Genomic DNA, 26,419 nt, shown 5'->3' on the forward strand with positions numbered 1-26,419 from the left:
TAACACTCGACAGCGCTGAAGGCCCGGCGGGCACTCGGGGACCACGGTCCTCCGGGTGCTTGCTGGGTCTTCGCTTTTGGTTGTCGTAACAATCGCTCCGCCGAAGGCGAACTGCGCAAGGCTTTCCCCATGACCGATTCCCTGCCGATCCTCGACCTCTCCCGCCTCGACCAGGGCGAGGAGGAGGCCGCCGCCTTCCGCCGCGACCTGCGCGAGACCACCCACGACGTGGGCTTCTTCTACCTCGTCGGTCACGGCGTGCCGCAGGAGCTCCTCGACGACGTCGTCGCCGTCTCCCGTCGCTTCTTCGACCTGCCGGAGGAGGACAAGCTCGCCATCGAGAACACGGCCAGCCCGCAGTTCCGCGGCTACACCCGCTTCGGCGCCGAGCTCACCAACGGCGACGTCGACTACCGCGAGCAGGTCGACATCGGCATCGAGCGCGAGGTCGTCCCGTCCGGACCCGACGTGCCCGACTACCAGCGCCTCGAGGGCCCGAACCTGTGGCCCGAGGCCCTGCCCGAGTTCCGCACCCTCTTCGAGCGCTGGCACGCGGAGCTCGCCGCTGTCGCGATCCGCCTGCTGCGCACCTGGGCCGTCGCCCTCGACGCCCCGGCCGACGTCTTCGACGAGGCCTTCGCCGACAAGGCGTTCCCCCTGGTCAAGGTCGTCCGCTATCCCGGCACCTCCGACCCCGAGCCCAAGCAGGGCGTCGGCGCGCACCGCGACGGCGGCGTGCTGACCCTGCTGCTGGTCGAGCCCGGCAAGGGCGGCCTGCAGGTCGAGCACGACGGCGAGTGGATCGAGGCGCCCGCGCTCCCCGGCGCGTTCGTCGTCAACATCGGCGAGATGCTGGAGCTCGCGACCGGCGGCTACCTCAAGGCCACGCTGCACCGCGTGATCTCGCCGCTGATCGGCACCGACCGCATCTCGATCCCCTACTTCTTCAACCCCTCGCTCGACTCGATCATGCCGTCGCTGCCGCTGCCCGAGGAGCTCAAGTCGGGCCTGTCGGTCGACCCGACGAACAGCCCGATCCTCGAGACGTACGGCGAGAACGCGCTGCGCTACCGCCTGCGCGCGCACCCGAACGTGGCCGAGGTGCACCACGCCGATCTGCTGGCGCCGACGAGCTGACGCTCGGCTGATCCGGGACGGGGTGTCCCTCCTCCGCTGGGTGCGGGGTGAGGGGCGCCCCGTTCGTCGTTCCGGACGCCGGAGCGCTCGCGGTTGGACGGAATCCGCTGCTCCTGAGGAGGGAGAGCAGCGGGAAGTGTCCAACGGCGACGCAGGAGTCACCCGGCCGGGTCGCGGCGAGGGCTCAGAGCCAGAGCACGACGTGCCGGCCCGCGATCGGCTCGACCGCGACCGGGGTGTCGTAGAGCGCCTCGAGATGCGGCGCCGTCAGCACCTCGGCCACCCGTCCGTGGTGCACCACCCGGCCGTCGCGGATCGCGACGATGTCGTCGGCGAACTGCGCGGCGACGTTGATGTCGTGCAGGACCACGACCACGGTCATCCGCTTCTCGTCGGCGAGACGGCGCAGCAGCTTCATCAGCACGACGCCGTGGCGCGGATCCAGGTTGTTGAGCGGCTCGTCGAGGAGGAGGTGGTCGGTGTCCTGCGCGAGGGCCATCGCGACGAACGCGCGCTGGCGCTGGCCTCCCGAGAGCTCGTCGAGGTAGCGCTCGCGGACGGCGCCGAGGTCGAGGGCCTCGATCGCGGCGTCGACGAGGGCGCGGTCCTCGGGGGTGCGGCCCGTTCCTCCGTGCGGGAAGCGGCCGTAGGCGACGAGGTCGTCGACGCTCAGGCGGATCGCGAAGTGGTTGTCCTGGCGGAGGATCGCCAGGCGCTTCGCGATGTCGCGGGAGCGGGTGGTCGCGACGTCCAGGTCGTCGACGGCGACGGATCCGCTCTCGGCCTTCAGCAGGCGGCCGATGGTGGAGAGCAGCGTCGACTTGCCGGAGCCGTTGGGCCCGATGATCGCGGTGAGGCCGGTGCCGAGTTCGAGCGAGACGTCGTCGACGGCGAGGGTGCGGCCGTGGCGGGTGGTGACGGAGGTGGTGCGGATCATGTCAGCGAGCCCTTCCGGTGAGCACGAGCAGGATGAAGAGGACGCCGCCGACGAACTCGATGACGACGGGCAGCTCGGTGCCGAAGCCGAGCACCCGGTCGAGGACGAGCTGCCCGCCGACCAGCGCGACGACTCCGATCGCCACCGCAGCGGGGATGCTGCGCGCGTGCCGGTGGCCGACCGCTCCGTAGGCGACGTTCGCGACGATGAGCCCGAAGAAGGTGACGGGACCGACCAGTGCGGTCGACGCGGCGACCATGAGGGCGATCGCGACGATCGTGTGCAGCACGACCCGGCGGTGCTCGACTCCGAGCGACACCGCGGTCGCCTCGCCGAGAGCGAGCACGTCGAGGGAGCGGCGGATCGGCCACAGCGACGCGATCGCGGCGACGACCACGAGGCCGGTCGGCAGGAGCAGCTCGCGGTCGACCGAGGTGAAGCTCGCGAAGGTCAGGTTCTGCACGATCGCGAAGGTGTCCGGATCGAGGAGCCGCTGGAGGAACGACGTGACCGATCGCAGCAGCACGCCGAGCACCAGGCCCGCGAGCACGATCACGTGCAGGTCGAGTCGGCGGCGCACGAACAGCCAGGAGTAGAGGGCGACGACGACGCCGGCCATCAGCAGGAGCTCCACCAGCCACGAGGCGAGAGGCGGAGCGGCGACGAGGATCGTGGGGCCGATCGCGAACGCGCTCACGACCTGGATCATCAGGAAGACGGCGTCGAAGCCCATGATGCCGGGGGTCAGGATGCGGTTGGCCGTGACGGTCTGGAACAGGACGGTCGCGACTCCGATCGCCGCCGCCGCGATGACCATGCCGAGCACGGTGCGGCCGCGGAGGCCCAGCGCGTACTCCCACTTCCCGGGCAGGTCGGTGAGCAGGTAGAGCACGACCGCGAGGGCGGCGGCGCCCGTCAGCAGGGCGAGGCGGACGGAGGGGGAGCGCAACGCGGTCACGGGGCGACGCTCCTTCGGCGGCGGCGCGCGGTGTCGGCCGGACCGATGAGCAGGCGGAGGAACACGACTCCGCCGACGACGCCCATCACGAGCGAGATCGGCAGCTCGAAGGGGAAGCGGACGGTGCGGCCGATGAGGTCGCAGAGCAGGACCAGCGCGGCCCCGAGCAGGGCGACGAGCGGGACGGAGCGGCGCATGCTGTCGCCGACCATCCGGCTGACGAGGTTGGGGACGATGAGGCCCAGGAACGGGAGCGCGCCCGTGACCACGATCATCACTCCGGTGACCGCGGCGATGATGACGACGCCGGTGAGCATGACCGCCCGGGTGTCGAGGCCGAGACCGCGGGCGGTGTCCTCGCCGAGGGCGGCGACGGTGAAGCGGTCCGCCGCGATCCAGGCGACCGCCGCGGCGGCCGCGGCGACCCAGAGCATCTCGTAGCGGCCGCGGAGGATGCCCGAGAAGTCGCCGATGCCCCAGTTGAGCAGCTCCTGCAGCGTGTCGGTGCGGTAGGCGATGAACGCGGCGACGGCGCCGATCACTCCGCCGTAGAGGATGCCGACGACCGGCACGAGCACGCTCGAGCGCGACGGGATGCGGCGCGCCAACGCGAGGAAGCCGAGGACACCCGCGAGGGCGCCGAGTGCGGCCAGCGCGGCCTTCGCCCCGACGGGCAGCTCGGGGGCGAGGAGGAGGACCGCGAGCAGGGCGAGGGTCGCGGCGTCCGTCGCCCCGGTCGTGCCCGGCTCGACGAGGCGGTTGCGGGTGAGCAGCTGCATGATCAGGCCGGTGACGGCGAAGGCCGAGCCGGCGAGCACGAGCGCGAGGGTGCGGGGGAGGCGGCTCTCGACGAGCACGAACGCGTCGAGCTCGGCGACGCCGAGGAACAGCGAGATCGTCGCGAGGACGGCCACGAGGACCGTCCCCGCGACGATCAGCGCGCGGGGGGAGGGGCGGGTCACGCTCGGGAGCGGCTCCGGTCAGCTCTGCATCGCGTCGTGCACGGTCTCGAGCACGTTCTGCACGGCGGTCAGGCCGTTGATGACGATGTAGAGCTCGCTCGCGGGCAGCAGCACGACGTGGTCGTCCTGCGCAGCGGGCGTCTGGGCGACGAGCGCGTTGTCGAGCGTCTGCTCGGCGGTGCTGCCCTCACCGGTCGCGGCACCGCGGTCGAACGCGAAGATCCACTCCGGAGCGGCGCTGAGGATGAACTCGTTGGTCACGGTGTCGCCGTGCGGCGATCCCTCGGCGCCGGGCAGCTCGGCCGCGGCGACCGCGGGGGTGAAGCCGAGGCCGTCGAAGAAGTAGCCGAAGCGCGAGCCCTCGCCGAAGGCGCCGTACTCGCCGCCCGAGACCGAGAGGACGAGGGCGGTGCCGGAGGCGTCGGCGGTGATGGACTCGACGAGCTCCTCGGTCGCGGCGGAGGCCTCGGCGACCTCGTCCTCGCGCTCGAAGATCTCGCCGAGCTGAGTCGCGCGCTCGAGTGCCGCGGCGGGGTCGAAGGTTCCGGCGTAGCTGCCGGTCAGGTCGATCGTGGTGGCGATCTCGGACAGCTCGTCGTACTGGCCGGTGCTGCGGGCCGCCGTGACGATGAGGTCGGGCTCGAGCTCGGCGACCGCCTCGAAGTCGGGCTCGAACAGGGTGCCCACCTTGGGCAGGTCGGCGTACTCCGAGAGGTAGTCGGGGAGGGTGGCGTCCGGGATCGCGACGACCGCGTCCCCGGCGCCGATGGTGTGCAGCGTGTCGAGCGTGGCGATGTCGAAGGTCACGACGGCCTCGGGGGAGAGGGGCACCTCGACCGACGTGCGGGCGGCCTCGCGGTCCTCCTGGTACGACTGCTCGCCGTCCTCGTCGACGAGGACGAGGGTGGGCTTCGCGTCCTCGACGACGATCGTCTCGGCGGTCGCCGGGGCGGCTTCGGAGGCGCCGGAGGAGCACGCCGAGAGGGCGAGCGCGGCGACGGCGAGGCCGGCGAGGGGCAGGGCGGAACGGAGTCTCGGTGAGGGGTGCATGAGGGTAGGCTACCCTAAGTGTGAGAGCGGCTCTCAGGGTGCGGCGCGGGAAGTGCGCTCAGAAGGGGCGGGGTGTGACGCCCACCCGCCCGCCGTTCGACACTTTCCGCTGCTCCTCGTGCGTCAGAGCCGCAGAAAGTGTCCACTGGCGATCGGCCTGAACGGGGGACGCCGCGGCGGACGCGGACGCGCCAGACTCAGGTGCCGCCGCTCGGCGCCCCCGCAGGAGGAGACCGCATGACCGCGACCGGCCAGCGCCCGACCGACGACGGCATGGCCGAGTTCGGGTATCGGCCGTCGCTGCGACGCGGCATCGGGCGTTTCGGCAGCTTCGCGGCCGGAGTGAGCTACATCTCGATCCTGACCGGCACGTTCCAGCTCTTCTACTTCGGTTTCGGACTCGGCGGCCCCGCCTACTGGTGGTCGTGGCCGATCGTGTTCGCCGGGCAGCTCACGGTCGCGCTCTGCTTCGCCGAGCTGGCCGGCCGCTACCCGGTCGCCGGCTCCGTCTACAACTGGAGCAAGCGCATCGCGGGCCCGACGGTCGGCTGGCTCGCGGGCTGGATGATGGCCACGGCCTCCGTCGTCACGCTCGCGGCCGTCGTGCTCGCGTACCAGGCGACGCTGCCGCGGATCTGGAGCGGCTTCCAGCTCGTCGGCGACGGCACGGGGACGAGCTTCGGAGTCAGCGCGGTGATCTGGGGCGCGATCCTCATCCTGTTCACGACCGTCGTGAACGCGGTCGGCGTGAAGCTGATGGCCCGGATCAACAGCACCGGCGTGCTGATCGAGCTGATCGCGGCCGTGCTGCTGGTGATCGTCCTCGCGGCGAGCATCGTGAATCCACCGACGGTGCTGATCGACACAGCGGGCTACGGAGACGCGGGCGGCTACGCAGGCGCATTCCTGATCGCGGCCATCGCCTCCGCCTACGTGATGTACGGCTTCGACACCGCCGGCTCCCTCTCGGAGGAGACCGTCGACCCGCGCAGGACCGGCCCGGCCGCGATCCTCCGCGCCGTGATCGCGTCGTTCGTGCTGGGCGGGCTGATCCTGCTGCTCGGGATCCTCGCGGCGCCCGATCTCGCCGACCCGGCGCTCGGCGAGGCCTCGGGCGGACTGCAGCTGATCGTGCTGCAGGCCCTCGGCGGGCCACTCGGCACCGTCTTCCTGCTCTGCATCGTGGTCGCGATCACGGTCTGCGCGCTCGCGGTGCACACGGCGGGCATCCGACTGGTCTTCGCGATGGCGCGCGACAACGCCCTGCCGGGCAGCGCGGTGCTCGCCCGCATCGATCCGCGACGGAGGACCCCGATCGCCCCCGCGATCGTGATCGGCGTGCTCGCGGTCCTGATCCTCGCGGTGAACATCGGCACGCCCGAGATCTTCACGGCGGTCACGAGCGTGGCGGTGGTGCTGATCTACCTGGCCTACCTGCTGGTCACGGTGCCGCTGCTCGTGCGGCGCCTCCGCGGAGAGTGGCCGCGCGTCACGGGCTCGTTCTCGCTCGGGCGGCTGGGGCTGCCGGTGAACGTCGTCGCCGTGCTGTGGGGCGCGGCGATGACGGTCAACCTGGCGTGGCCGCGCGTCGAGGTCTACGGCGACGCGGGGGCGCTGCAGTACATCGCGCTGATCGCGGTCGCGGTGGTCGTCGTGGTCGGGCTGGGCTGGTACCTGCTGCGCGGGCGCCACCGGCTCGGGACGCTGCCGGAGCACGCGCGGGAGGAGTGACGCGGGATCGAGTTGCCCGGAACGGTCGTCGGACGCGGAGTGTCGGGGACCGTTCCGGGCAACTCGGCGGAGGCGTTCGCTCGAGCAAGGCAGGTCACTCCGCGCGGACCTCGCTCGCGGACTTGTCGGCGCGCCAGCCGCGCCAGACGGGCTGGCGCAGGGTGCCGGAGGAGGTGCGCTCGCGGTAGCGGACCTCGCCGACCAGCACGGGCTCGACCCAGTGCACCCCGCGGGCGTCCACCGGCGGCACCGACACAGCGGGCTCCTCCGTCTCGTGCTCGCCGAGGCGGGCGACGAGGCCGCGGCGCTCGCGGTCGCTGAAGCCGGTGCCGACGCGGCCGGAGTAGGCGAGGCGGCCGTCCTCGGCGGGGATCGCGGTGAGGAGCGAGCCGACCGAGCCCTGCAGGCCGCCCTCGCCCGGGCGCCAGCCGACGATCACGACCTCCTGCACGCGGTGGTGGGTCAGCTTGATCCAGTCGCCCGAGCGCGCACCGACCCGGTAGCGGGAGTCGCGGCGCTTCGCGACGACGCCCTCGAGGCCGAGGGTGAGGCTCGTCGCCATCGCCTCCTTGAGGTCGCCGTCGAACACGTCGGGCACGTGCACGCGCTCGTTCTCGACGACGAGCTCGACCAGAGCCTCGCGGCGAGCGGAGTAGGGAGAGCCGGTGAGGTCCTCGCTGGCGCGCTCGAGCAGGTCGAACACCATCAGGTGCACGGGGGTGGAGCGGGCGGCCACGTCGATCTCGCGCGCCTTCGTCAGGCCACCGCGGGTCTGCAGGGCGCCGAAGTCGGGGCGTCCGCGGGCGTCGAGGGCGACGATCTCGCCGTCGAGGACCGCGTCGTCGGCGGCCTCCGCGAGCGGGGCGTGCAGGTCCGGGAAGGCGGGGGTGAGGTCGTTGCCGTTCCGGCTGGTCAGGGTCACGACGCCGTCGTGCACGCGGACGATCGCGCGGTAGCCGTCCCACTTCATCTCGATCGCGGAGTCGTCGCCGATGTCGAGCGGGCGGCCCTTGGTCGCGAGCATGGGGCGGTACTCGCGGCGCGGCTCCGATGCCTCGTCGTTCACGGGAGACTCGTCGGGCGCAGTTCTCGGCGTCTTCGAGCCCGCCGTTGCCCGCCCCTTCCCCGCCGCCGGCCGCCCGTGAGTCCCGTGCCCCCCCGGCGCCATCAGGTGCAGCAGCCAGTTCTTCTCGTCCCCGCGCCCGCCCTTCGCTCCCGTGTGCAGCAGCGCGTACCGCCGCGGCTCGCCGCCGAGCCCGCCGTCGGGCCGCCCCGTCAGCACCGCGATCACCTCCTCGCCCTCGCGCCACTTCTCGAGCGCGAAGGTGCCCTCGTCCCAGATCCGCACCTCTCCGCCGCCGTACTCGCCTGCGGGGATCGTGCCCTCGAAGGTCGCGTACTCGAGCGGGTGGTCCTCCGTCTGCACGGCGAGCCGGTTCGGATCGCCCTCGAGCGGCGGCCCCTTCGGCACGGCCCAGCTCACGAGCACCCCGTCGTGCTCGAGCCGGAAGTCGTAGTGGAGCCGCCGTGCGTGGTGCTCCTGGATCACGAAGGAGTCGCCCGACGAGGTCGCTCCGGCGCCCGGTTCGGGAACGGGCTCGGGCGTCTTCGCGGCGTCGCGCATGCTGCGGTAGGCGGCGAGGCGGTCGGCGGAGGCGTCCGTCGCCGCGAACCCGGCGAGCCGCTCCGGACTCGGCTCGAGCCCCGCCTCGCGCGCGGCGAGCACCGGTCGCAGCAGGTCGCCGCTCTCGCGCAGGCGCTCGACGACCTCCTCCGGCGCGAGATGGCGCAGTCCCTCCGCCCCGATCTCCTCCCACGTGCGCGGCGCCGCGGCGAACGGCCGCAGGCGGCCCCGGAGGGAGTAGGGCGCGATCGTGGTCTTCGCCGCGTTGTTCTGACTCCAGTCGACGAGCACCTTGCCCTCGCGCAGGGTCTTCTTCATGTCCGAGACGACGAGGTCGCGGTGGTCGGCCTCGAGCGCCTTCGCGAGCTCGTGCGCGACGGCCGAGATCTGGTCGCTCGAGGCGGAGGCGTCGAGCGGGCAGTAGAGGTGGAGTCCCTTGCTGCCGCTGGTCACCGGGTAGGGCTCGAGCCCCATCCCCTCGAGCAGGTCGCGGGCGAGGAACGCGACCTCGGCGCACTCCGCGAGCCCCGCGCCCTCGCCGGGGTCGAGGTCGAGCACGAGGCGGTCGGGCGGGCGGCGCTCGCCGCCGGATCCGACCCGCCACTGCGGCACGTGCAGCTCGAGTGCGGCCTGCTGCGCGAGCCAGGTGAGGCCCGCGACGTCGTCGACGAGCGGGTACTCGACGTCGCGCGAGCTGTGCGCGAGGCGCGTGCGGCTCAGCCAGTACGGGGCGGAGGAGGGCAGGTTCTTCTCGAAGAAGACCTCGCCCGGATGCTCGGCCGTGCCCACTCCGTCGACCCAGCGCTTGCGGGTGACGGGCCGGCGGGCGAGGTGCGGCAGCAGGGCGTCGGCGACGGACGCGTAGTACGCGAGGACGTCGGCCTTGGTGAACCCCGCCTCCGGGTACACGATCTTGTCGAGGTTGGTCAGCTTCAGCCGCCGCCCGCCGACCGAGACGAGCTGCTGCGGGGATGCCATCCCTCATGGTGGAGCCCCGCACGCATCGAGGGAACCCCGGACCGTCGAGGGAGCCCCGGCCTGCGGGTTCCCTCGACGGTTCGGGGTTCCCTCGGCGACGGCGGGTAGCGTCGAGCCACCACTTCGAAGGAGACCCCGTGCTCACCGACATCCCCCTGACCACCATCGACGGAGCCGCGTCGACCCTCGCCGACTACGCGCCCGTCAAGCTCATCGTCAACGTCGCCTCCCGCTGCGGGCTCGCTCCGCAGTACGAGAAGCTCGAGGCGCTGCAGAAGACCTACGGCGACCGCGGATTCACGGTCCTCGGCTTCCCGAGCAACCAGTTCCTGCAGGAGCTCAGCGACGAGGACAAGATCAAGCAGTACTGCTCGACGACCTGGGGCGTGACGTTCCCGATGTTCGAGAAGGTGCGGGTGAACGGCAAGTCCGCTCACCCCCTCTACGCGGAGCTGACGAAGGCCGAGGACGAGGCGGGCAAGGCCGGCAAGGTGAAGTGGAACTTCGAGAAGTTCCTGGTCACGGCCGACGGCACCGTGCACCGCTTCCGCCCGACGGTCGAGCCGGACGACCCGCGGATCGTCGAGCTGATCGAGGCGTCGCTGCCCGGGCAGTAGGCGGAGCGGTGAAGAACGTCCGTTGAGAAGGGGGATGTCGGCTGACAGCCGCTACGTCCCCTTCTCAGCTGATGTTCCGCAGCGCGCGGACGCGGGAGCGCCTCAGCTCGCCCGCAGTCCCGCTTCGACCCGCGCCACCGACGGCTCGATGCCCTCCGGGCACACGATGTCGGTCACCTCGAACGGCGTCCGCCGCGTGATCGGGATCATCTCGATCCCGTCGACATGGCGCAGCAGCACAAGTCCGCCGTCGCCCGCCCGCAGGCTCCGGCGCACCTGGCGCAGGAAGATGCCCGCCATGTCGAGCTCGACGACGAAGCTGCGCCCGTTGATCGTGATCCTCGAGCCGATGACCGGCTGCGACGAGGTCGAGACCGAGTCGGGGAGCCGACGCACGTCCGACGCGTCCTTCCGCGAGAACGGTGCGGGAGCGGTCAGGGTGCTGGGTGCGGTCGCCCGTGCGGTGTCGGTCATCGTCGTCTCCGTCCGTGACGCGCCCGGTGCGGATCTCGACGAGCGCTGTCGCCTCAGGCTATGATCCGGGCCGCCGCGGAGGGATGGGCTTGACGGATGCGCCGGCGCGAGGCAGCGGGGGTCAGCCCCGCGGCTCCTGGGGCTCGGGAGTGACGGCGAGCTCGCCGTGCATGCTCGCGGCGCTGAGCATCTGCTCGATCCACGCGCGGTTCAGCTTCTGCTGGTGCGTCTCGCGGAACCGGAAGTGCAGCGGCACCGCGGGGTGCAGCCAGACGGAGCTGCGGCCGTGGCCGGTCGAGGCGTCCTCGGCCCAGGACAGGGAGAAGGCCTCGTTGCGCCGCAGCTTCGAGAGCACGGCGACCTTCAGGTGGGCGAGGACCCGCTCCTCGAACTCGATCTCGAGGTTCTGCGGTCCGTAGATGAGAGTGGCCACGGGCCCCCTTCGTGTCTGCGGGCGGCCCGGCGCGGACGGCTCCGCAGGGAAACTAACGTCTCGAGCGCCCGGGGCGGGAATCGGTGCACAGACACGCCGTAGCCCCATTGACACCCCGCGGGGGATGCTGCAGTCAGCCCTCGTCCCACCCCGTCTGCGGAGTGGCGCAGGTGCCGCGGAACACGTACTGCGACGGCGCCTTGCGCTGGTGCGAGGACCAGTCGATGGCCGGGCGCCGCTGCTCCGGAGGCAGGTAGCCGAGACGGTAGACCGCCATCAGCTCCAGGTCGTCCGGCACCGCCAGGAGCGACTCGATCCTCGCCCAGGCGCCCGGCACCTCCATCGGGAACGAGACGAACTGGATGCCCATGCCGAGCTCGACCGTGCTCAGCCAGACGTTCTCCATCGCCGCGCCCATGCTGAAGACGGAGTAGAAGGACGACAGCTCGCCCGGGCGGTACTCGGAGCGGTCGAGCATCACGCCGAGCAGGAGCGGCGATCCGGCGACGAGCTTCCGGTTCTCCTCGCCGAGGGTCTGCGGCACGCGGAGCGAGTTCATCAGGAACTGCCCGCGCTTGGTGAACACCTGCTTGGTGAACGGGCGCAGCGGAGCCGGCAGCTTGTCGAACAGCATGCCGTCGCGGCGCTGCTCCATCTCCTCCTGGCTGAAGCGGAAGTAGGGCTTGTAGCGCTCGAAGAAGGTGCCGTTCGACAGGGCGGTGGTCATGCTCGAGCCGCTGATCTCGGCGATCCGGTCGATGGTGTCCCGCTCCTCGATCAGCACGAAGCGCCACGGCTGGCTGTTCAGCTGCGAGGGAGCGCGTCCGGCGACCTCCATCAGGAGGCGCTGGTGCTCCTCGGAGACGGGGTCGGGCAGGAAGGGGCCGTTGGTGGTCTTGCGGCGGCGCACGACGTCGAGGAACTCCATGCCCTCATCCTGCCCACCCGTCCCGGGAGGGGGCAGGGGGTCGGACCGGGTACGATTTCGGAGCCCGCGCCTCGGCGGGCCGACAGGAGCGGTGCCCGATGAAGAACTCCCGAGTGGTCTTCTACCTCATCGGAGGCGTCCTCATCCTCGGCTCCGGCATCTCGTCGGCGATGCGGGGCGATGTGTCCGTCCCCGACATCATCACGATCGTGTGCGGACTGGCGATCCTGGCGCTCGCCGCGTGGGAGTACTTCCGCACGCAGAAGCGCGGGTCGGGCTCGGACGAGCCGAAGGTCGGGCCTCCGCGCTGAGCGGCGTGCGGCGCTGATCTCCGCCCTCCTTTGCGAGTCAGCGCCGCGAGAGCACGACCCCGGCGATGACGAACGGAGCCGCGGCCAGCGCGATCGCCGGATGCCGGCGTCCGTGCGTCCCCGCGAACGGGATGACCGCGAGCGGCACCACGGCCGGAGCCAGTGCTGCGGCCGCGCGCGGATCCGACCGCAGCAGAGCGGCGAGGGCCGCGCCGGTCAGCGCCGACGTCGCGATGTACAGCGCGTGGTGGATCCAGTGCCAGCGCCCGGTCCGCACAACACCTGCCGCCACCGCGGTCCCGAGCGCGCAGTTGGCGGAGTAGCTGACGGCGGCGGCGCTCATCCAGCCGCGGGCGGCGCTCACTCCGCAGGGCCCCGCGTCAGCAGCAGCCGGTACGGAGCCGCCCGCTCCACCCGCCAGCCCTCGGGCGCGACGGCGCGCAGCTCCGACGCGGTGTAGCTGCGGCGCACCGACAGCGAGCCGTCGTAGTGCAGGAACGAGCCGGCGGCGAGCGGGCGCGTGGCGACGGAGTAGGCCGTGTAGGCCAGGCGCGAGCGCTCGATGTCGTTGTGCAGCGCGCGGGGAGCGAGCCGCGCGCTGTCCTCGAGGAGCGACGCGAGCGCCTGGGGAGTCAGGTGATGCAGCAGGTGGTTCGACACGACCAGGTCGAACTCCTCGCCCTCGTCGACCAGGTCGGCGCTGCTCGCCCGGCGGAACTCGACGCCCGGCGTGCCCGGCCTCGCGGTCGCGAAGGCGAAGGCGCGCTCGTCCGGATCGACGGCGGTGATCGCGAGTCGCAGCCCGTCCTCGCGCGCCCAGCCCGCGAGGGCGAGAGCGACGTCGCCGCCGCCCGACCCGATGTCGAGCAGCCTCGTGGGCTCGTGCTCGTCGAGGAGCGGGCGGATGCGGGAGCGGTACAGCCCGCGCCAGCCGGAGACCAGGCGGTTCACGGCGCCGAAGCGCGCGTACGTCGCGTCCAGGAGGGCCCGGTCGCACGCCGGGTCGTCCATCAGCTCCTGCGCCTCGAGCTCGCGGTGGCGGAGGTCCGGGGCGAGCGGCGCCCTCACTCCCCGCCCCGCTTCGTGAGCAGGCCCATCTCGACGGTCAGGCCCGGACCGAACGCCATGGCGCCGATCCGCTCGCCGTCGGCCGCCTCGCCGTGCAGCAGACGGCGCAGGATGAACAGCACCGTCGCGCTCGACATGTTGCCGGCCGTGCGCAGCACCTCGCGCGACGGGTGCATCTGCTCGTCGTCGAGCTCGAGCGCGGTCTGCACCCGGTCGAGGATGCTGCGCCCGCCCGGGTGGACGGCCCAGCGCTGCACGCCCCGCGGTCCGGCCTCGCCGAGCAGCGGGGCCAGGGCGCCCGTGATGTTCTGGCCGATGATCGCCGGCACGTAGGTGCTCAGGCGCATCGTGAAGCCGTGGTCGCCGATCGTCCAAGCCATCTCGTCCTCGCCCTCGGGGGTGAGTGTCGTGTCGAGCGCGTCGATCTCGAGGACCGGGGTGCCCGGCTCCGGAGGGCGCGCAGTGACGACGGCCGCCGCGCCTCCGTCGGCGAACACCGAGGTGGCGACGATCTGCTCGGGATCGTTGGAGGACGTCAGGTGGATCGTGCAGATCTCGACGGCGACGACGAGAACGACCGCGTCCGGATCCGCGTCGCAGAACGCCTTCGCGGCGCGGAGCCCGGGGAAGGCGCCGTAGCAGCCCATGAAGCCGAGGTGGAACCGCTGCGTCGACGGCGACAGGCCGAGGGCGCGGACCAGCTGGTAGTCGGGGCCCGGCGCGTAGAAGCCCGTGCACGAGACCGTGACGACGTGGGTCACGTCGTCGGCGGTCAGCGAGGCCGCCTCGAGCGCGCGTCGAGCGGAGTCGGCGAACAGCTCGGGCGCACGGGCCGCGTAGAGCGCGTTGCGCGCCGCGGTGCCCGGATTCAGCACGGCGTTCGAGCGGGCGTCGTAGAAGACGCTCGCCCCCTCCCGCACCTCGCGGTCGAGCTCGTCGACCACGGTGTGCCGGGTCTCGATCGCGGACGCGTCGAACGCGGCGCCGAGGAGCCTCGAGCCGAGCCGGCTGATGCCCTCCTGCGAGGCGAAGAGGTCGCGCACGTCCCCCTGGCGCAGCACCGTCGCCGGTACGGCCGTCTCGATGCTGCGGATGTGCACGCTCACCCGCAGGAACCTATCCCAGGAACCTGCGGGTGAGCGCTCATGAGCGGAATCAGAGGATCGGCTTCCCGCCGGTGACGGCGATCGTCGCCCCGCTCATGTAGCTGCCCTCGTCGGACGCGAGCAGGACGTAGGCGTGCGCGACCTCGGCCGGCTGGCCGGGTCGGCCCAGCGGCACGTTCTCGCCGAACGAGGCGACCGCCTCCGGAGGCATCGTCGACGGGATCAGCGGGGTCCAGATCGGGCCCGGAGCGACCGCGTTCGCGCGGATGCCCTTCTCGCCGAGCGCCTGCGCGAACGAGGCGGTCATGCTCAGCATCCCCGACTTCGTGGCGGCGTAGGGGAGCAGCTGGTACGACGGCTGGTCGGACTGCACCGAGCTGGTCGCGATGATCGAGGCGCCGGGCCGGAGGTGCGGGATCGCCGCCTTCACCAGGTGGAAGTAGGCGCTGAGGTTGGTCGCGATCGTCCGGTCCCACTCCTCGTCGGGGATGTCGGTGATCTCCTCGTGGCTCATCTGGAAGGCCGCGTTGCTGACGAGGACCTCGAGGTGGCCGAGGGTCTCGACGGTCTGCGAGACGGCGGCGCGGCACTGGGCGGGATCGCGCAGGTCCCCGGGGAGCAGGAGCGCCTCCCGGCCCGCCTCGCGGACCCACTTCGCGGTGTCCTCGGCGTCCTCGTGCTCGTCGAGGTAGGCGATGGCGACGTCGGCGCCCTCCCGCGCGAACGCGATGGCGACCGCCTTGCCGATGCCGCTGTCGGCGCCGGTGACCAGGGCGACCTTGCCGCTGAGACGGCCGGTGCCGCGATAGCTCTCCTCGCCGTGGTCGGCCTTCGGGGTCAGCTCGGCCTCGGTGCCGGGCGGGGTCTGCTCAGGGGATTCCGGAGTCATGACTCTCCCTCTCGTGTCGTTGGGTGGGTCGTTCCATGGAAGCCGACAGCGGAGGGGGAGCGCAGGGGGTTGACGCTCCTCCGGGCTCGCACGAGCGTGCGGAGACGGACCGGAACGCTGCCGTTCCTCGTCAAGCCCGCGACACCGGGGCCCTGCAGGGCCTTGACTGTGCACACCGCCGAACCCCGTCGGCGGTACCCCAGGAGGTCGTCATGAGCATCCCCACCGACTCCGGTCGCGACAGCAGCGACCCGCGACGCGACGACACGACGGCGCACGCCGCCGGAGAGACGCGCCGGTTCGAGACCGCCCCGCAGAGCGGGAGCGCATCGAGCACCACGTCGTCCGCGTCGTCCACCCCGTCGACCGCGGAGGAGCCCGCCCACCGGGCTCCCGTCGATCCCGACTCCGCCGAGGCCAAGCAGGCCCGCGCCGCCACCCGCAAGGACATCCACGACCGCGAGCGCGAGCGCTTCGGCGGGCTGAAGATCGGCTGCGCCTTCTTCGGCTGGCTCGCCGCGACCGGCCTCGCGGTGATCCTCACCGCCCTGGTCACCGCGATCGGAGCGGCCGTCGTCGGCACGCAGGACGTCACCGCCGACCTCGCCGCGGACCCGGTCGCGTTCGGCTGGGCGGGCGCGATCGCGCTGCTGGTCATCCTCTTCGTCGCGTACTACTGCGGCGGCTACGTCGCCGGCCGCATGGCCCGCTTCAGCGGAGCGAAGCAGGGAGTGGCCGTGTGGGCGTGGGCCGTCGTGGTCACGATCCTCGTGGGCATCGCCTCGGCGGTCACCGGAGGCACCCAGGTGCTCTCGGCCGTCAGCAGCTTCCCGCGCATCCCGCTCGACGGGAGCGACGCGACCATCGCCGCGGTCCTGACGGCGCTCGCCGCCCTCGTCGTCGCGCTGATCGCCGCAGTGCTCGGCGGACTCGCCGGCATGCGCTTCCACCGCCGCGTCGACCGCGAGGGACTGGCCGGCCTCACCGTCTGACCCCTTCCGCGAGATGCCACTCCAGTACGGCCCGCTCGGCGTGCCGCGTACCGGAGTGGCATCTCGCCTACGCTCGCGGAGTGATCCCCCGCGCCGCTGCTCTCGCCCTCGACCTGCAGGAGTGGGCGGCCCCTGCTCCGCTCCTCGGCCTCCGTGACGAGTACCTCGCGTTCCTCGCCGAGCACGGTGAGGGAGCTCTCGAGCGCAGCCTCGGGCCTGAGCACATCACCGCGAGCTGCTTCGTGCTCTCGCCGGAGCTGGACCGCGCACTGCTCTGCTTCCACGGCAAGGGCCGCTTCTGGGTGCAGCTGGGCGGGCACATCGAGCCCGGCGACGCCTCCGTGGCGGACGCGGCTCTGCGCGAGGCGCGCGAGGAGAGCGGAGTCCCATCGCTCGCTCCGCTCGGATCGCTGCCCCTCGACCTCGACCGGCACGGGCTCGGCGGCGGCTTCGGACGCTGCTCCCGGCACTGGGACATCGGCTACGGCGCGATCGCGGACCCGTCGGCACTCGTCGTGGTGAGCGACGAGAGCGAGGACGTGGCCTGGTTCCCCGTCGACGCCCTGCCCGAGGAGGTTCCGCCCGGGTTCGCGGGGCGGCTGGCCGGTGCGGTGCGGGCCGCTCACGCCGTCGCGCGTTCCTAACCGAGGACGGATCGCGCCGGATCGTCACCAGAGCGGGACTCAGGCACTCTCGCCCTCGGTTGCGCACCGGCCGCGTGGCGCCTTGCGGCACGATGGGGCGATGAGCACCCCGCAGCGCCCCGTCGTCGTCCTCGCGGGGGCGAGCGGCTTCCTCGGCACCGACCTCTCCCACCGCTTCGAGCGGGCGGGCTGGACCGTGCGCCGCATCGGCCGGTCGGGTCCGGATGCGCGGTGGGGCGACTCCGCCGGGCTCGTCCGCGCCGTCGACGGCGCACGCCTGCTCGTGAACCTCGCGGGGAAGAGCGTCGACTGCCGGTACACGGCTGCGAACCGCGCCGAGATCCTCCGCTCGCGCGTCGAGACCACCGCCGAGCTGCACCGTGCGGTCGCGGCCGCCGCGACTCCGCCGCCCGTGTGGATGAACTCGAGCACCGCGACGATCTACCGGCACGAGGAGGAGCGCGCGAACACCGAGGCGGACGGCGTGATCGGCGAGGGGTTCTCGGTCGACGTGGCCACGGCGTGGGAGGCGGAGTTCTTCGGCGGGGACACGCCCGCCACCCGCCGGATCGCGCTGCGCATGGCGATCGTGCTGGGCGACGGACCGGCGACGGGCATCCTGCTGCGCCTCGCCCGCCTCGGCCTCGGCGGACCGCAGTACGACGGCCGCTGGCCGGCGACCCACGCGCGCCGGGCGGCGGGGGTGCACCACGAGTACCGGGCGACCCACGGCCGCCAGCACTTCAGCTGGATCCACGTGGAGGACGTGTTCCGCTCGATCCTGTTCCTCGAGGAGTCGTCGCTCGAGGGCCCGGTGAACCTCGCCTCGCCGAATCCCAGCGATAACACGGAGCTGTCGCGCCTGCTGCGCGCCGCGGTGGGCCGCAGCCTCGGCCTGCCCGCCCCGCGCTTCGTCCTCGAGCCCGCGATGCTGCTGCTGCGCACCGAGCCCGAGCTCCTCCTCAAGAGCCGCTGGGTCGTTCCGGGCCGCCTGGAAGACGCCGGCTTCGCCTTCGCCCACCCGGACCTCGGTGAGGCCCTCCGCGACGTCGCCGCCACCGCCTGACCCGTCGTCTTATTCCGAGAGCCCGCGCAACGAAGGCCCACCGCTCCGATCCCAACACTTCCCCCGCTTCCGAGCCGCCCAGCCTTACTTCTGCAGCTCCGCCGTCGCGCGAGGCATCGGCCAGGCGAGCCGCCAGCCTCCGCAGGCACCAGTTCCTGGCTGCACCAGTCCCGGAAACCAGTAGTCCCGGGAGGCACCCGTCCCGGGCTGCATCAGTCCCGGGAGGCACTCGTCCCGGGCTGCATCAATCCCGGGTGGCACTAGTCCCGGGCTGCATCAGTCCTTGGGAACCTCTAGTCCCGGTAGGCACCGGTCCCGGGTTGCATCAGTCCCGAGAGGCACTAGTCCCGGGAGGCTCGAGTCCCGGGAGGCTCGAGTCCCGGGAGGCGCGCCTCCGGATCCCCGCCCCGCGACGAGGCGAAGCCGAGAACGCGTGCGAGCGTTGTCGGCGAGCCGGACGCAGGACGCTCCTAACAACGCAACCGCTTTGAGAAGCCGACTGCGCCACGCCGCACAGGGGGCGGCGTGGACGACATCACGCGAAGCGGTCGCGCTACTGCGCGACCCGAAGCGCGATGTCGCGACGGTACTGCCCGCCGTCGAGGTGGATCAGGTCGAGGGCCTTGTACGCGCGCTCTCGGGCCTCCGTGAAATCCGCGCCGCGCGCGACCACGTTGAGCACGCGTCCGCCCGTGGCCACGAAGCGCCCGTCGACCAGCTGCGTCGCCGCGTGGGCGATGGTGACGCCGGGGACGGCCTCGGCCGCCTCCAGCCCGCTGATGCCGCGTCCGGTGACGGCGTTCTCGGGGTAGCCCTCGCTGGCGAGCACGACGGTCACGGCGACCTCGTCGGTGAAGGCGGGCCAGGGCACGGAGGCGAGCGATCCCGTCGACGCGGCGAGGAGCAGTGCCGAGAGCGGGGAGGCCAGACGCGGCAGCACGACCTGCGTCTCGGGGTCGCCGAAGCGCGCGTTGAACTCGATCACGCGGATGCCGGCCTCGGTGACGATCAGGCCGCAGTAGAGGAGTCCGACGAACGGGGTGCGTTCGCGCTCGAGCTGGCGGATCGTCGGGATGGCGACGGTGTCGATGACCTCGTCGACGAAGGCGCGCTCGCTCGCCCAGCGGTCCGCGAGCCAGGGAAGGGGGGAGTAGGCGCCCATGCCGCCGGTGTTCGGGCCCTCGTCGCCGTCGCCGAGGCGCTTGTAGTCCTGGGCGGGGGAGAGCGGGACGACGTCGTGGCCGTCGGAGAGGAGGAAGAGCGAGACCTCCTGGCCGTCGAGGAACTCCTCGATGAGGACGTCGCCCGACTGCAGCCAGAACTCGGCGTGCGCGACGGCCGCGCTGCGCGACTCCGTCACGAGGACGCCCTTGCCGGCGGCGAGGCCGTCGGCCTTGACGACGTAGGGGGCGCCGAAGCCGTCGATGACGCGGGTCGCGTCGACCAGGGTCGAGACGCGGGTGGCGCGGCCGGTGGGGACGCGCGCCATGTCCATGACGCGCTTCGCGAAGGTCTTCGAGCCCTCGAGGGCGGCGGCGGCCTTGTCGGGGCCGAAGGTGGGGATGCGGCGCTGACGGAGGGCGTCGGCCACTCCGGCGACCAGCGGCGCCTCCGGGCCGATCACGACGAGCTCGATGCCCTGCTCGAGCGCGAAGTCGGTGACGAGGCGGGGGCTGTTGGTGTCGAAGTGGATGACCTCGACGTCGCGCGCGATGCCCGCGTTGCCGGGCGCGGCGATGATCTCGTGCTGCTCCTCCTCTGCGAGGAGAGCCGTGATGATGGCGTGCTCACGGGCACCCGAACCGAGGACGAGGATCTTCACCTGAACAGGATAGGCCCGGGCCGTCCCGGGCCGGTCGCACTCCGTCACGCCCCTTCGGCACCGGGATCGCGCGTCCGCAGGATGCCGTTCCGGCACGCCTCCTGCAGTGTGTCGCGAGCGCGAGTGGCATCTCGCGGAGCGGCGTTCCCGGGCGGTGGCACGGCAGGATGGACGCATGGCCAAGGGGAAGATCGACGAGGCGTCCGGTCAGGGCGCGGTGCGCGCGGCGCTCGCCGGAGCGACGGACCGCACCACCACCGCGACCGCCGTGCGGTTCCTCCTGCAGATCATCGAGACGCGGGTGCCGGGCCGCAGCGTCGAGGTGCGCGTTCCTCCGTTCGGCGCCGCGCAGTGCGTCGAGGGCCCCGGGCACACCCGCGGGACCCCGCCCAACGTCATCGAGATGGACGCGGCGACCTGGCTGCGCCTCGCGACCGGCGACCTGCCGTGGGCCGAGGGCCTCGCGAGCGGTCGGATCCACGCGTCCGGGGTGCGGGCGGATCTCACGCCGTTCCTCCCCCTCCTCCGCGTCGGCTGACCGCGCTCGCGCGATCCCTCCGCGTCACCTGGGAGAACCCCGGCAGTCGTCGGATTAACTTCTCGTAAACGACGCCCGCGACCGGCGGACCGGCGTTTGACCTGAGGCCGACCCTCGGCTTGGCTGGGAAAGTTCCCCTCATGCGGCCGGAGTCCACTCCGAATCACCGCTCGACGCTTGGAGATCCCGACCAGATGCGAAGCACTACCCCCGGCCGTCGACGCGGCCTGATCAGAACACTCTCGGTGACGGCAGTCGGTGCCGTCGCCGGCGCCGCGATGCTCGGCGCCGCTCCCGCGATGGCCGCCGAGGGCGACATCGCGATCGACGTCCTGTCGATCAACGACTTCCACGGCCGGATCGAGGCCAACGGCACGGTCGCCGGCGCGGCGGTGCTCGCCGGCGCGGTCGACTCCTACCGCGCCGCCAACCCCAACACCCTCTTCGTCTCGGCCGGCGACAACATCGGCGCCTCGACCTTCACCTCCAAGGTGCAGGACGACCAGCCCACGCTCGACGTCCTGAACGAGATGGGCCTGGACGTCAGCACGCTGGGCAACCACGAGTTCGACAAGGGCCGCTCCGACGTCGACGGTCGCGTGAGCGACGAGTCCGACTTCCCGTACGTCAACGCGAACCTCTTCGACACCGCGACGGGCGAGCGCGCGTACGACCCCTACTTCCTCGCCGAGCAGGAGGGCGTCTCGGTCGCGTTCATCGGAGCGATGACCGAGGACCTCGGCACTCTCGTCAGCCCCGGCGGCATCTCGACCCTCTCGATCGAGCCGATCGTCGAGAACGTCAACGAGGTCGCGACGGCGCTCCAGGACGGCGACGACGCCAACGGCGAGGCCGACGTGATCGTCCTGCTGCTCCACGAGGGCGCCGACGCCGGTGCGGCCGACGCGGGCACCCCCGCCGCCGACCCCAAGTTCGGCGCCATCGTCAACGGAGTCGCCGCGAACGTCGACGCGATCGTCTCGGGTCACAGCCACCAGGAGTACAACGCGACCGTCGACGGCGGACGTGCGTTCCCGACGATCGTGTCGCAGACCGGCAGCTACGCCGAGAACATCGGCCACATGGCGCTGACCGTGGACCCGACGACCAAGGAGCTCACCTCGCTCACGAGCGAGGTCGTGCCGCTGACCGTCGAGGTCGACGACCCCGAGTCGGACGACGCCGCCGACACGATCTTCGTCGGAGCCTTCGACGCCGATCCCGCCGTCACCTCGATCGTCGAGGCCGCTCAGGCCGTCGCCGTCGACGAGGGCAGCGTGAAGGTCGGCACCATCACCGACGACATCTCCCGCGCCTACCGCGAGGACGGCCAGACCAACCGCGGCTCGGAGTCGACGCTGGGCAACCTCGTCGCCGACGCGCAGCTCTGGGCCACCAGCGAGCTGGGCACCGAGATCGCCTTCACCAACGCCGGCGGACTCCGCGACGACCTCCTGTTCGCCGGGGACGCCACCGTGCCCGGTGACGCCGACGGCGTCGTGACCTACGCCGAGGCGTCCGACGCCCAGCCGTTCGCGAACACGCTGGTCACGCTCCAGCTGACCGGTGCGCAGATCAAGGCCCTGCTCGAGGAGCAGTGGGTCGGGAGCGCCGCGCACCCGCAGCTCAAGCTCGCCACCTCGGCCGCGCTGACCTACGTCTTCGACCCGGCCGCCCCGCAGGGCGAGCACATCTCGGAGGTCTTCTTCGAGAACGTGCCCGTCGACCCGGCGCAGACCTTCACCGTCGTGACGAACAACTTCCTCTCGACCGGTGGCGACGGGTTCAGCACCTTCACCGAGGGCACCGGCACCGCCGACTCCGGCCGCATCGACCTCGACGCGTTCGTCGCCTACATCCAGGACCTCGGCACCGTGAGCCCGGACCCCGTCCAGCGCTCGATCGGCCTCACCGAGAACATCCCGGACTCGGGTGAGTACGCCGTCGGCGACACGATGACGGTCGACCTCTCCTCGCTCCTGTTCAGCACGGGTGCGCCGACCGACACCACCGTCACCGCGAGCGTCGACGGCACCGAGGTCGGCACTGCGCCGATCGACCCGACCCGGGCCGTCACCGACGACTCGACCGGCCGCGCGTCGTTCAGCGTCCCGATCGCCGAGAGCCTGGCGGGCGGCACGCACACCGCGTCCTTCGCTCTCGAGGAGACCGGCGTCACCGTGAGCGTCGACTTCGCGGTCGCCGACGCGGCCGTCGTGCCGACTCCCGTCCCGGAGCCGACCGGGACCACGGTCCCGACGACTCCCGCCGCCCCGACGAAGCCCGTCGCCGGCGGCCCGACCGGCGGTGGCGCGCACCAGCTCGCCGCGACCGGATTCGACACGACCCCGGCCCTGCTGGCCGGCGCCGTCGCCCTCCTGCTCGGAGCGGCGATGAGCGTGGCGCACCTGCGCCGCCGCACCGTCTCGAAGTAGTACTGCAGCGCACGACGACGGGCCCTCGACTCCGGTCGGGGGCCCTTCGTCGTCCCGGGAACGCGGAAACGCCGCCTCCCCGAGGGGAAAGCGGCGTTCGGACGCGAGTGCTGTCGCGGAGCGCGGGGCTCAGTGCTGGGTCGGGACCTGACGATAGCCGTCGCGGCGGGTGACGAGCACGGTCGCGACGGCGCCCCAGGCGGAGACTCCGGCGAGGAGGGCGACGATTGCGATGCTCATGACTGTTCTGCCTTTCGTTGTGGCGGAACGGGATCCATCCGCCGGGATGCTGTGTACAACGTCCACTCTGGCCACTCCTGTTCCTTAGGACAATCGACGTGTTCTTGCCCTGACGTGTAGCGTTGCTTCATGGACGTGCGGCGGCTGGAACTGCTCAGGGAGCTCTCGATGCGGCGCTCGATCACCGCGGTCGCGGAGGCGACGCACCGCACCCCCTCCGCCGTCTCGCAGCAGCTCAAGGTGCTCGAGCGCGAGGCGGGCGTGCCCCTGATCGAGCGGTCGGGCCGCGGAGTGGTCCTCACGGGTGCCGGCCGCGAGCTCGCCAGGAGCGCCACCGAGATCGCCATCGCGCTCGAACGCGCGGACGCCGTCTGGCAGACCTTCAAGAACAACCCGATCGGCGAGGTCACGATCGCCACGTTCCCGACCGCGGGGCAGATGCTCCTGCCCGACGCGCTCGTGGCGCTGCGCAGCGTGGAGGGACTCGTCGTGCAGTGCGAGGACGTGGATCCGGGCACCGACGAGTTCGCCGACCTCACCGCCGACTTCGACATCGTGCTCGGCCACTCGCCGACCGGCCGCAGCGCCTGGGCGGGCCGGGGTCTCGCGATGGCGGAGCTGATGGTGGAGCCGCTGGACATCGCCCTTCCCGTCGGGCACCGGCTCGCGGAGCGGGCCACGGTGACGGCCGCGGACCTGGTCGGCGAGACCTGGATCGGCGTACCGGACGGATTCCCGTTCGAGAGCGTCATGCAGGAGATCGAGACGGCGTCGGGCGAGGCCGTGCGCGTCGAGCAGCGCTTCGCGTCGACCCGCGTGACGGAGGCGTTCGTCGCGGCCGGCCTCGGCATCGCGGTGCTGCCGCGCTACACGGCGGGCGCCCCCGGCATCGTCGTGAAGCCCCTCCGGGGGGTCAGCTCGGTGCGGCACATCGTGGCGCTCATGCGGCCCGATCGCGCCGAGCGGTTGTCGGTCCGGACGGTCGTGCGCGAGCTGCGCGCGCAGGCGGGGCGCCTGGTCCACGCGATGTGAGCCGCTCCTCCGATGGTCGGCGGCTGTCGAGCAGGGTGTGGAGAGACCGGCCCGGTCGCCGAGGCCGTGCGGACGAGTGGTCGCGGAACGGGGCCTGCAGTGTCGACGGATCCCATCGGGCGTCCACTCGCGGAGCCGGACGGTGCCGAGGGCGGAAGCGGCCGGATGCCGCGTGCTGTTCGCCCGCACCGGACACGGTCCCCTCCGAGGCCGGCACAGGGGAGAATGGAGGCATGACCGATCCGCTCGACACTCCGCAGCACTCCGACGACGTCGAGGTGACCCGCGAAGAGGTCGAGGTGCGCCGGAGCCCGCGCATCTGGCGCATCCTGGCGCTCGGCGCCGGACTCGGCGCGATCACCGCGTTCGTGCTCACCTTCGCCCTGCCCGAGACGCAGGGCTTCTCGCGGGGCCAGGTCTTCGGCTTCAGCCTGCTGCTGTTCGTGACGCTCTTCGGCGCCCTCGCGGGGCTGATCGTCGTGATCCTCGACCGCGTCGTCGGACGCAAGGTGGTCCGCCGGACCGCCGAGCGCACGGTCGCCCGTGAGGGCGTCTCCGACGACCCGGAGGCGGACGGCGGCTCCGCGCAGGAGCCGGGCACCGCCGTCCGCTGACGGATCGGCTCAGCGTCCCTTGCGGGCGGTCCTGCGTGCGGCGTTCTGCATCGTGCGCTTCGCCTTCTGCGACTTCGTCAGCTTGCGTGCGATGAACATCAGCGCGTAGGGGATCAGGCGGTAGATCACGGGAGGCTCCTCGTCTGCGCGCCCGGATGGCGCACGCAGACGAGTCTGGACGCCGCGGCGGCGACCGGGCACCCGGTTGCGGAGGCTCGGAGCGTGTGCTGGTGGCGAGCGCGCTCAGCGGCCCCGATGCGCGGGATCAGCTGAGCTGCGTGCGCTCGACCCAGTCCAGGTACTCCGGAGTCACGGTGCCGGTGATGTACTCGCCCGTGAAGCAGCTGGTCTCGAGATCGGTGACGTCGGACCCCTCGAGGATCGCCGCCTTCATGTCGGCGACCTCCTGGTAGATCAGGTAGTCGGCGCCGATCGCCTCCGAGATCTCGGGGATCCGGCGGTTGTGGGCGACGAGCTCCTGCCGCGAGGGCATGTTGATGCCGTACACGTGCGGGTAGCGCACGGGCGGGGCGGCGGAGGCGAACGTGACGGTGTTCGCTCCGGCCGTGCGCGCCATGTCGACGATCTCCTTCGAGGTCGTGCCGCGGACGATCGAGTCGTCCACGATCAGCACGTTCTTGCCCTTGAACTCGCTCGACATCGCGTTGAGCTTCTGGCGCACCGACTTCTTGCGCACCGCCTGCCCCGGCATGATGAACGTCCGGCCGACGTAGCGGTTCTTGTAGAAGCCCTCGCGGTACTCGATGCCGAGCTTCTGCGCGACCTGCATCGCGGCGGGGCGGGACGAGTCCGGGATGGGCATGACGACGTCGATCGCCCCGCCCGGCGTGTAGGCGGCGATCGTGTCGGCGAGGCGGTCGCCCAGGCGCAGGCGCGCCTCGTAGACCGAGATGCCCGACATCACGGAGTCGGGGCGCGCGAGGTAGACGTACTCGAACGAGCACGGGATGAGGCGGGGGTCCTTCGCGCACTGGCGGCTCGCCATGCGGCCGTCCGGAGTGATGAAGATCGCCTCGCCGGGAGCGACGTCGCGCACGATCTCGAAGCCCTGCGCCTCGAGCACGAGCGATTCGGAGGCGACGACCCAGTCGTCGGTCGCCCCGACGTTCGAGCGGCGGCCGACGATGAGCGGACGGATGCCGAACGGGTCGCGGAACGCGAGCAGCCCCTTGCCGGCGATCAGCGCGATCGTCGCGTACGAGCCCTCGACGCGCTCGTGCACGCGGGCCACCGCGTCGAACACCTCGTCGGCGTCGAGGTCGCGGCCCGAGATCGACGCCTGCAGCTCGTTGGCGAGGACGTTGACCAGCAGCTCCGTGTCGGAGGTGGTGTTGAGGTGGCGGCGGTCGACGGTGAAGAGCTCGTCGGTGAGCTCGCGCGTGTTCGTCAGGTTGCCGTTGTGGACGAGGATGATGCCGTACGGCGCGTTCACGTAGAACGGCTGCGCCTCCTCCTCGCGCTCCGCGTTGCCCTTCGTGGCGTAGCGGACGTGCCCGAGGCCCATGGTCCCGAGCAGCGACCGCATGTCGCGCGTGCGGAACGCCTCGCGGACCTGCCCCGCCGCCTTCTTGATGTGGAGGGTGCTGCCGTCGGCCGTCGCGATGCCGGTCGAATCCTGACCGCGGTGCTGCAGGAGCGACAGGCTGTCGTAGATGGACTGGTTGACGGGTCCCGAGGAGACGATTCCTACGATTCCGCACATGCCGGATGGGCTCCCAATCGGGTAGCAGGGGGGGGATGACGGTCCATCCTGACACGTGGGGGACGCATCCCCTAATGGTTCGCCCTGGGCGGATCGGCCGGTGCTGAGCG

25 protein-coding genes are annotated in these 26,419 nt (G+C 71.9%); 11 read left to right on the forward strand and 14 right to left on the reverse strand.

Translation table 11 applies throughout. The annotated features are described in order from the left end of the window. Positions 1-129 precede the first annotated feature (129 nt). On the forward strand, positions 130-1,137 hold the full coding sequence (locus tag ASF48_RS07420; protein ID WP_055789165.1) for an isopenicillin N synthase family dioxygenase: 1,008 nt from the start codon (positions 130-132) through the stop codon (positions 1,135-1,137). 184 nt (positions 1,138-1,321) lie between these two features. On the opposite strand, the gene ASF48_RS07425 is transcribed toward ASF48_RS07420, so the two are convergent. The 4 genes from ASF48_RS07425 to ASF48_RS07440 are packed head-to-tail and all read right to left on the reverse strand — an operon-like array spanning position 1,322 to position 5,044. Next, entirely contained in the window at positions 1,322-2,074 is a 753-nt protein-coding gene (locus ASF48_RS07425; protein WP_055789170.1) for an iron ABC transporter ATP-binding protein, read from the reverse strand. Between the two features lies 1 nt (position 2,075). After that, positions 2,076-3,032 (reverse strand): iron chelate uptake ABC transporter family permease subunit, encoded by a 957-nt coding sequence (locus ASF48_RS07430; RefSeq protein WP_055789172.1) that lies wholly within the window; start codon positions 3,030-3,032, stop codon positions 2,076-2,078. Then, positions 3,029-3,994, reverse strand: coding sequence for an iron chelate uptake ABC transporter family permease subunit (locus tag ASF48_RS07435; RefSeq protein ID WP_055789175.1), 966 nt, complete (start codon positions 3,992-3,994; stop codon positions 3,029-3,031). The genes ASF48_RS07430 and ASF48_RS07435 overlap by 4 nt, the downstream gene beginning before the upstream one ends. Positions 3,995-4,012: 18 nt before the next feature. After that, on the reverse strand, positions 4,013-5,044 hold the full coding sequence (locus ASF48_RS07440) for a siderophore ABC transporter substrate-binding protein (protein ID WP_055789180.1): 1,032 nt from the start codon (positions 5,042-5,044) through the stop codon (positions 4,013-4,015). Between the two features lie 237 nt (positions 5,045-5,281). Here ASF48_RS07440 and ASF48_RS07445 point away from each other — a divergent pair, with 237 nt between their 5' ends. Next, positions 5,282-6,775, forward strand: a complete 1,494-nt coding sequence (locus ASF48_RS07445; protein ID WP_055789183.1) for an APC family permease — start codon at positions 5,282-5,284, stop codon at positions 6,773-6,775. A 94-nt stretch (positions 6,776-6,869) separates the two neighbouring features. Here ASF48_RS07445 and ASF48_RS07450 read toward each other — a convergent pair whose 3' ends face one another. Continuing rightward, the gene (locus ASF48_RS07450) at positions 6,870-9,377 is read right to left on the reverse strand and encodes an ATP-dependent DNA ligase (RefSeq protein WP_055789186.1); all 2,508 of its coding nucleotides are present in this window, start codon (positions 9,375-9,377) and stop codon (positions 6,870-6,872) included. A gap of 137 nt (positions 9,378-9,514) precedes the next feature. Here ASF48_RS07450 and ASF48_RS07455 point away from each other — a divergent pair, with 137 nt between their 5' ends. Beyond that, positions 9,515-9,994: a glutathione peroxidase gene (locus ASF48_RS07455; RefSeq protein ID WP_055789191.1), complete on the forward strand. Its 480-nt coding sequence runs from the start codon at positions 9,515-9,517 to the stop codon at positions 9,992-9,994. 102 nt (positions 9,995-10,096) lie between these two features. Here the strand turns inward: ASF48_RS07455 and ASF48_RS07460 are convergent, their stop codons facing one another. From ASF48_RS07460 to ASF48_RS07470, 3 genes are all read right to left on the reverse strand, one after another. After that, positions 10,097-10,468, reverse strand: coding sequence for a hypothetical protein (locus tag ASF48_RS07460; protein ID WP_055789193.1), 372 nt, complete (start codon positions 10,466-10,468; stop codon positions 10,097-10,099). A 121-nt stretch (positions 10,469-10,589) separates the two neighbouring features. After that, entirely contained in the window at positions 10,590-10,901 is a 312-nt protein-coding gene (locus ASF48_RS07465) for a DUF7882 family protein (protein WP_055789198.1), read from the reverse strand. Positions 10,902-11,034: 133 nt separating this feature from the next. After that, complete coding sequence (locus ASF48_RS07470) at positions 11,035-11,829, reverse strand: nitroreductase family protein (RefSeq protein WP_055789201.1); 795 nt, start codon at positions 11,827-11,829, stop codon at positions 11,035-11,037. Positions 11,830-11,927: 98 nt separating this feature from the next. On the opposite strand from ASF48_RS07470, the gene ASF48_RS07475 reads away from it, so the two are divergent. Continuing rightward, complete coding sequence (locus tag ASF48_RS07475) at positions 11,928-12,140, forward strand: hypothetical protein (RefSeq protein ID WP_055789205.1); 213 nt, start codon at positions 11,928-11,930, stop codon at positions 12,138-12,140. 37 nt (positions 12,141-12,177) lie between these two features. Here the strand turns inward: ASF48_RS07475 and ASF48_RS07480 are convergent, their stop codons facing one another. From ASF48_RS07480 to ASF48_RS07495, 4 genes are read right to left on the reverse strand one after another with little or no spacing between them, the layout of a single operon-like run. Beyond that, complete coding sequence (locus ASF48_RS07480) at positions 12,178-12,504, reverse strand: hypothetical protein (protein ID WP_235577207.1); 327 nt, start codon at positions 12,502-12,504, stop codon at positions 12,178-12,180. Next, positions 12,501-13,208, reverse strand: coding sequence for a class I SAM-dependent methyltransferase (locus tag ASF48_RS07485; RefSeq protein WP_230674111.1), 708 nt, complete (start codon positions 13,206-13,208; stop codon positions 12,501-12,503). The genes ASF48_RS07480 and ASF48_RS07485 overlap by 4 nt, the downstream gene beginning before the upstream one ends. After that, positions 13,205-14,314 (reverse strand): type III polyketide synthase, encoded by a 1,110-nt coding sequence (locus tag ASF48_RS07490; protein WP_055789211.1) that lies wholly within the window; start codon positions 14,312-14,314, stop codon positions 13,205-13,207. Before ASF48_RS07490 ends, ASF48_RS07485 begins: the two co-directional genes overlap by 4 nt. A gap of 49 nt (positions 14,315-14,363) precedes the next feature. Continuing rightward, positions 14,364-15,203, reverse strand: a complete 840-nt coding sequence (locus ASF48_RS07495; protein WP_055789213.1) for an SDR family oxidoreductase — start codon at positions 15,201-15,203, stop codon at positions 14,364-14,366. A gap of 212 nt (positions 15,204-15,415) precedes the next feature. Here ASF48_RS07495 and ASF48_RS07500 point away from each other — a divergent pair, with 212 nt between their 5' ends. The 3 genes from ASF48_RS07500 (at position 15,416) to ASF48_RS07510 (ending at position 17,905) form a co-directional block, all read left to right on the forward strand. Continuing rightward, the gene (locus ASF48_RS07500; RefSeq protein WP_082481118.1) at positions 15,416-16,195 is read left to right on the forward strand and encodes a hypothetical protein; all 780 of its coding nucleotides are present in this window, start codon (positions 15,416-15,418) and stop codon (positions 16,193-16,195) included. An 80-nt stretch (positions 16,196-16,275) separates the two neighbouring features. Continuing rightward, the gene (locus ASF48_RS07505) at positions 16,276-16,839 is read left to right on the forward strand and encodes an NUDIX hydrolase (protein WP_235577208.1); all 564 of its coding nucleotides are present in this window, start codon (positions 16,276-16,278) and stop codon (positions 16,837-16,839) included. 100 nt (positions 16,840-16,939) lie between these two features. Then, complete coding sequence (locus ASF48_RS07510) at positions 16,940-17,905, forward strand: epimerase (RefSeq protein WP_055789216.1); 966 nt, start codon at positions 16,940-16,942, stop codon at positions 17,903-17,905. Between the two features lie 553 nt (positions 17,906-18,458). Here the strand turns inward: ASF48_RS07510 and purD are convergent. Beyond that, the gene (purD, locus tag ASF48_RS07515; RefSeq protein ID WP_055789220.1) at positions 18,459-19,727 is read right to left on the reverse strand and encodes a phosphoribosylamine--glycine ligase; all 1,269 of its coding nucleotides are present in this window, start codon (positions 19,725-19,727) and stop codon (positions 18,459-18,461) included. A gap of 175 nt (positions 19,728-19,902) precedes the next feature. On the opposite strand from purD, the gene ASF48_RS07520 reads away from it, so the two are divergent. The 4 genes from ASF48_RS07520 to ASF48_RS07535 all read left to right on the forward strand — a co-directional run bounded on the left by ASF48_RS07520 (position 19,903) and on the right by ASF48_RS07535 (position 24,586). Further along, positions 19,903-20,265 carry a sterol carrier family protein gene (locus tag ASF48_RS07520; protein WP_055789224.1) on the forward strand — a complete coding sequence of 121 codons (363 nt, stop codon included), beginning with the start codon at positions 19,903-19,905 and terminating at the stop codon, positions 20,263-20,265. A 245-nt stretch (positions 20,266-20,510) separates the two neighbouring features. Continuing rightward, positions 20,511-22,700 carry a bifunctional metallophosphatase/5'-nucleotidase gene (locus ASF48_RS07525; protein WP_235577209.1) on the forward strand — a complete coding sequence of 730 codons (2,190 nt, stop codon included), beginning with the start codon at positions 20,511-20,513 and terminating at the stop codon, positions 22,698-22,700. A gap of 369 nt (positions 22,701-23,069) precedes the next feature. After that, the gene (locus ASF48_RS07530; protein ID WP_055789228.1) at positions 23,070-23,972 is read left to right on the forward strand and encodes a LysR family transcriptional regulator; all 903 of its coding nucleotides are present in this window, start codon (positions 23,070-23,072) and stop codon (positions 23,970-23,972) included. Between the two features lie 233 nt (positions 23,973-24,205). Beyond that, positions 24,206-24,586, forward strand: a complete 381-nt coding sequence (locus ASF48_RS07535) for a hypothetical protein (RefSeq protein WP_055789232.1) — start codon at positions 24,206-24,208, stop codon at positions 24,584-24,586. A gap of 265 nt (positions 24,587-24,851) precedes the next feature. Here ASF48_RS07535 and purF read toward each other — a convergent pair whose 3' ends face one another. Then, a complete protein-coding gene (gene purF / locus ASF48_RS07540) occupies positions 24,852-26,309 on the reverse strand; it encodes an amidophosphoribosyltransferase (protein WP_055789236.1) in 1,458 nt (485 codons plus the stop codon). Between the last annotated feature and the right edge of the window lie 110 nt (positions 26,310-26,419).

It is taken from the genome of Rathayibacter sp. Leaf299 (assembly GCF_001423055.1).
Classification (GTDB): domain Bacteria; phylum Actinomycetota; class Actinomycetes; order Actinomycetales; family Microbacteriaceae; genus Rathayibacter; species Rathayibacter caricis.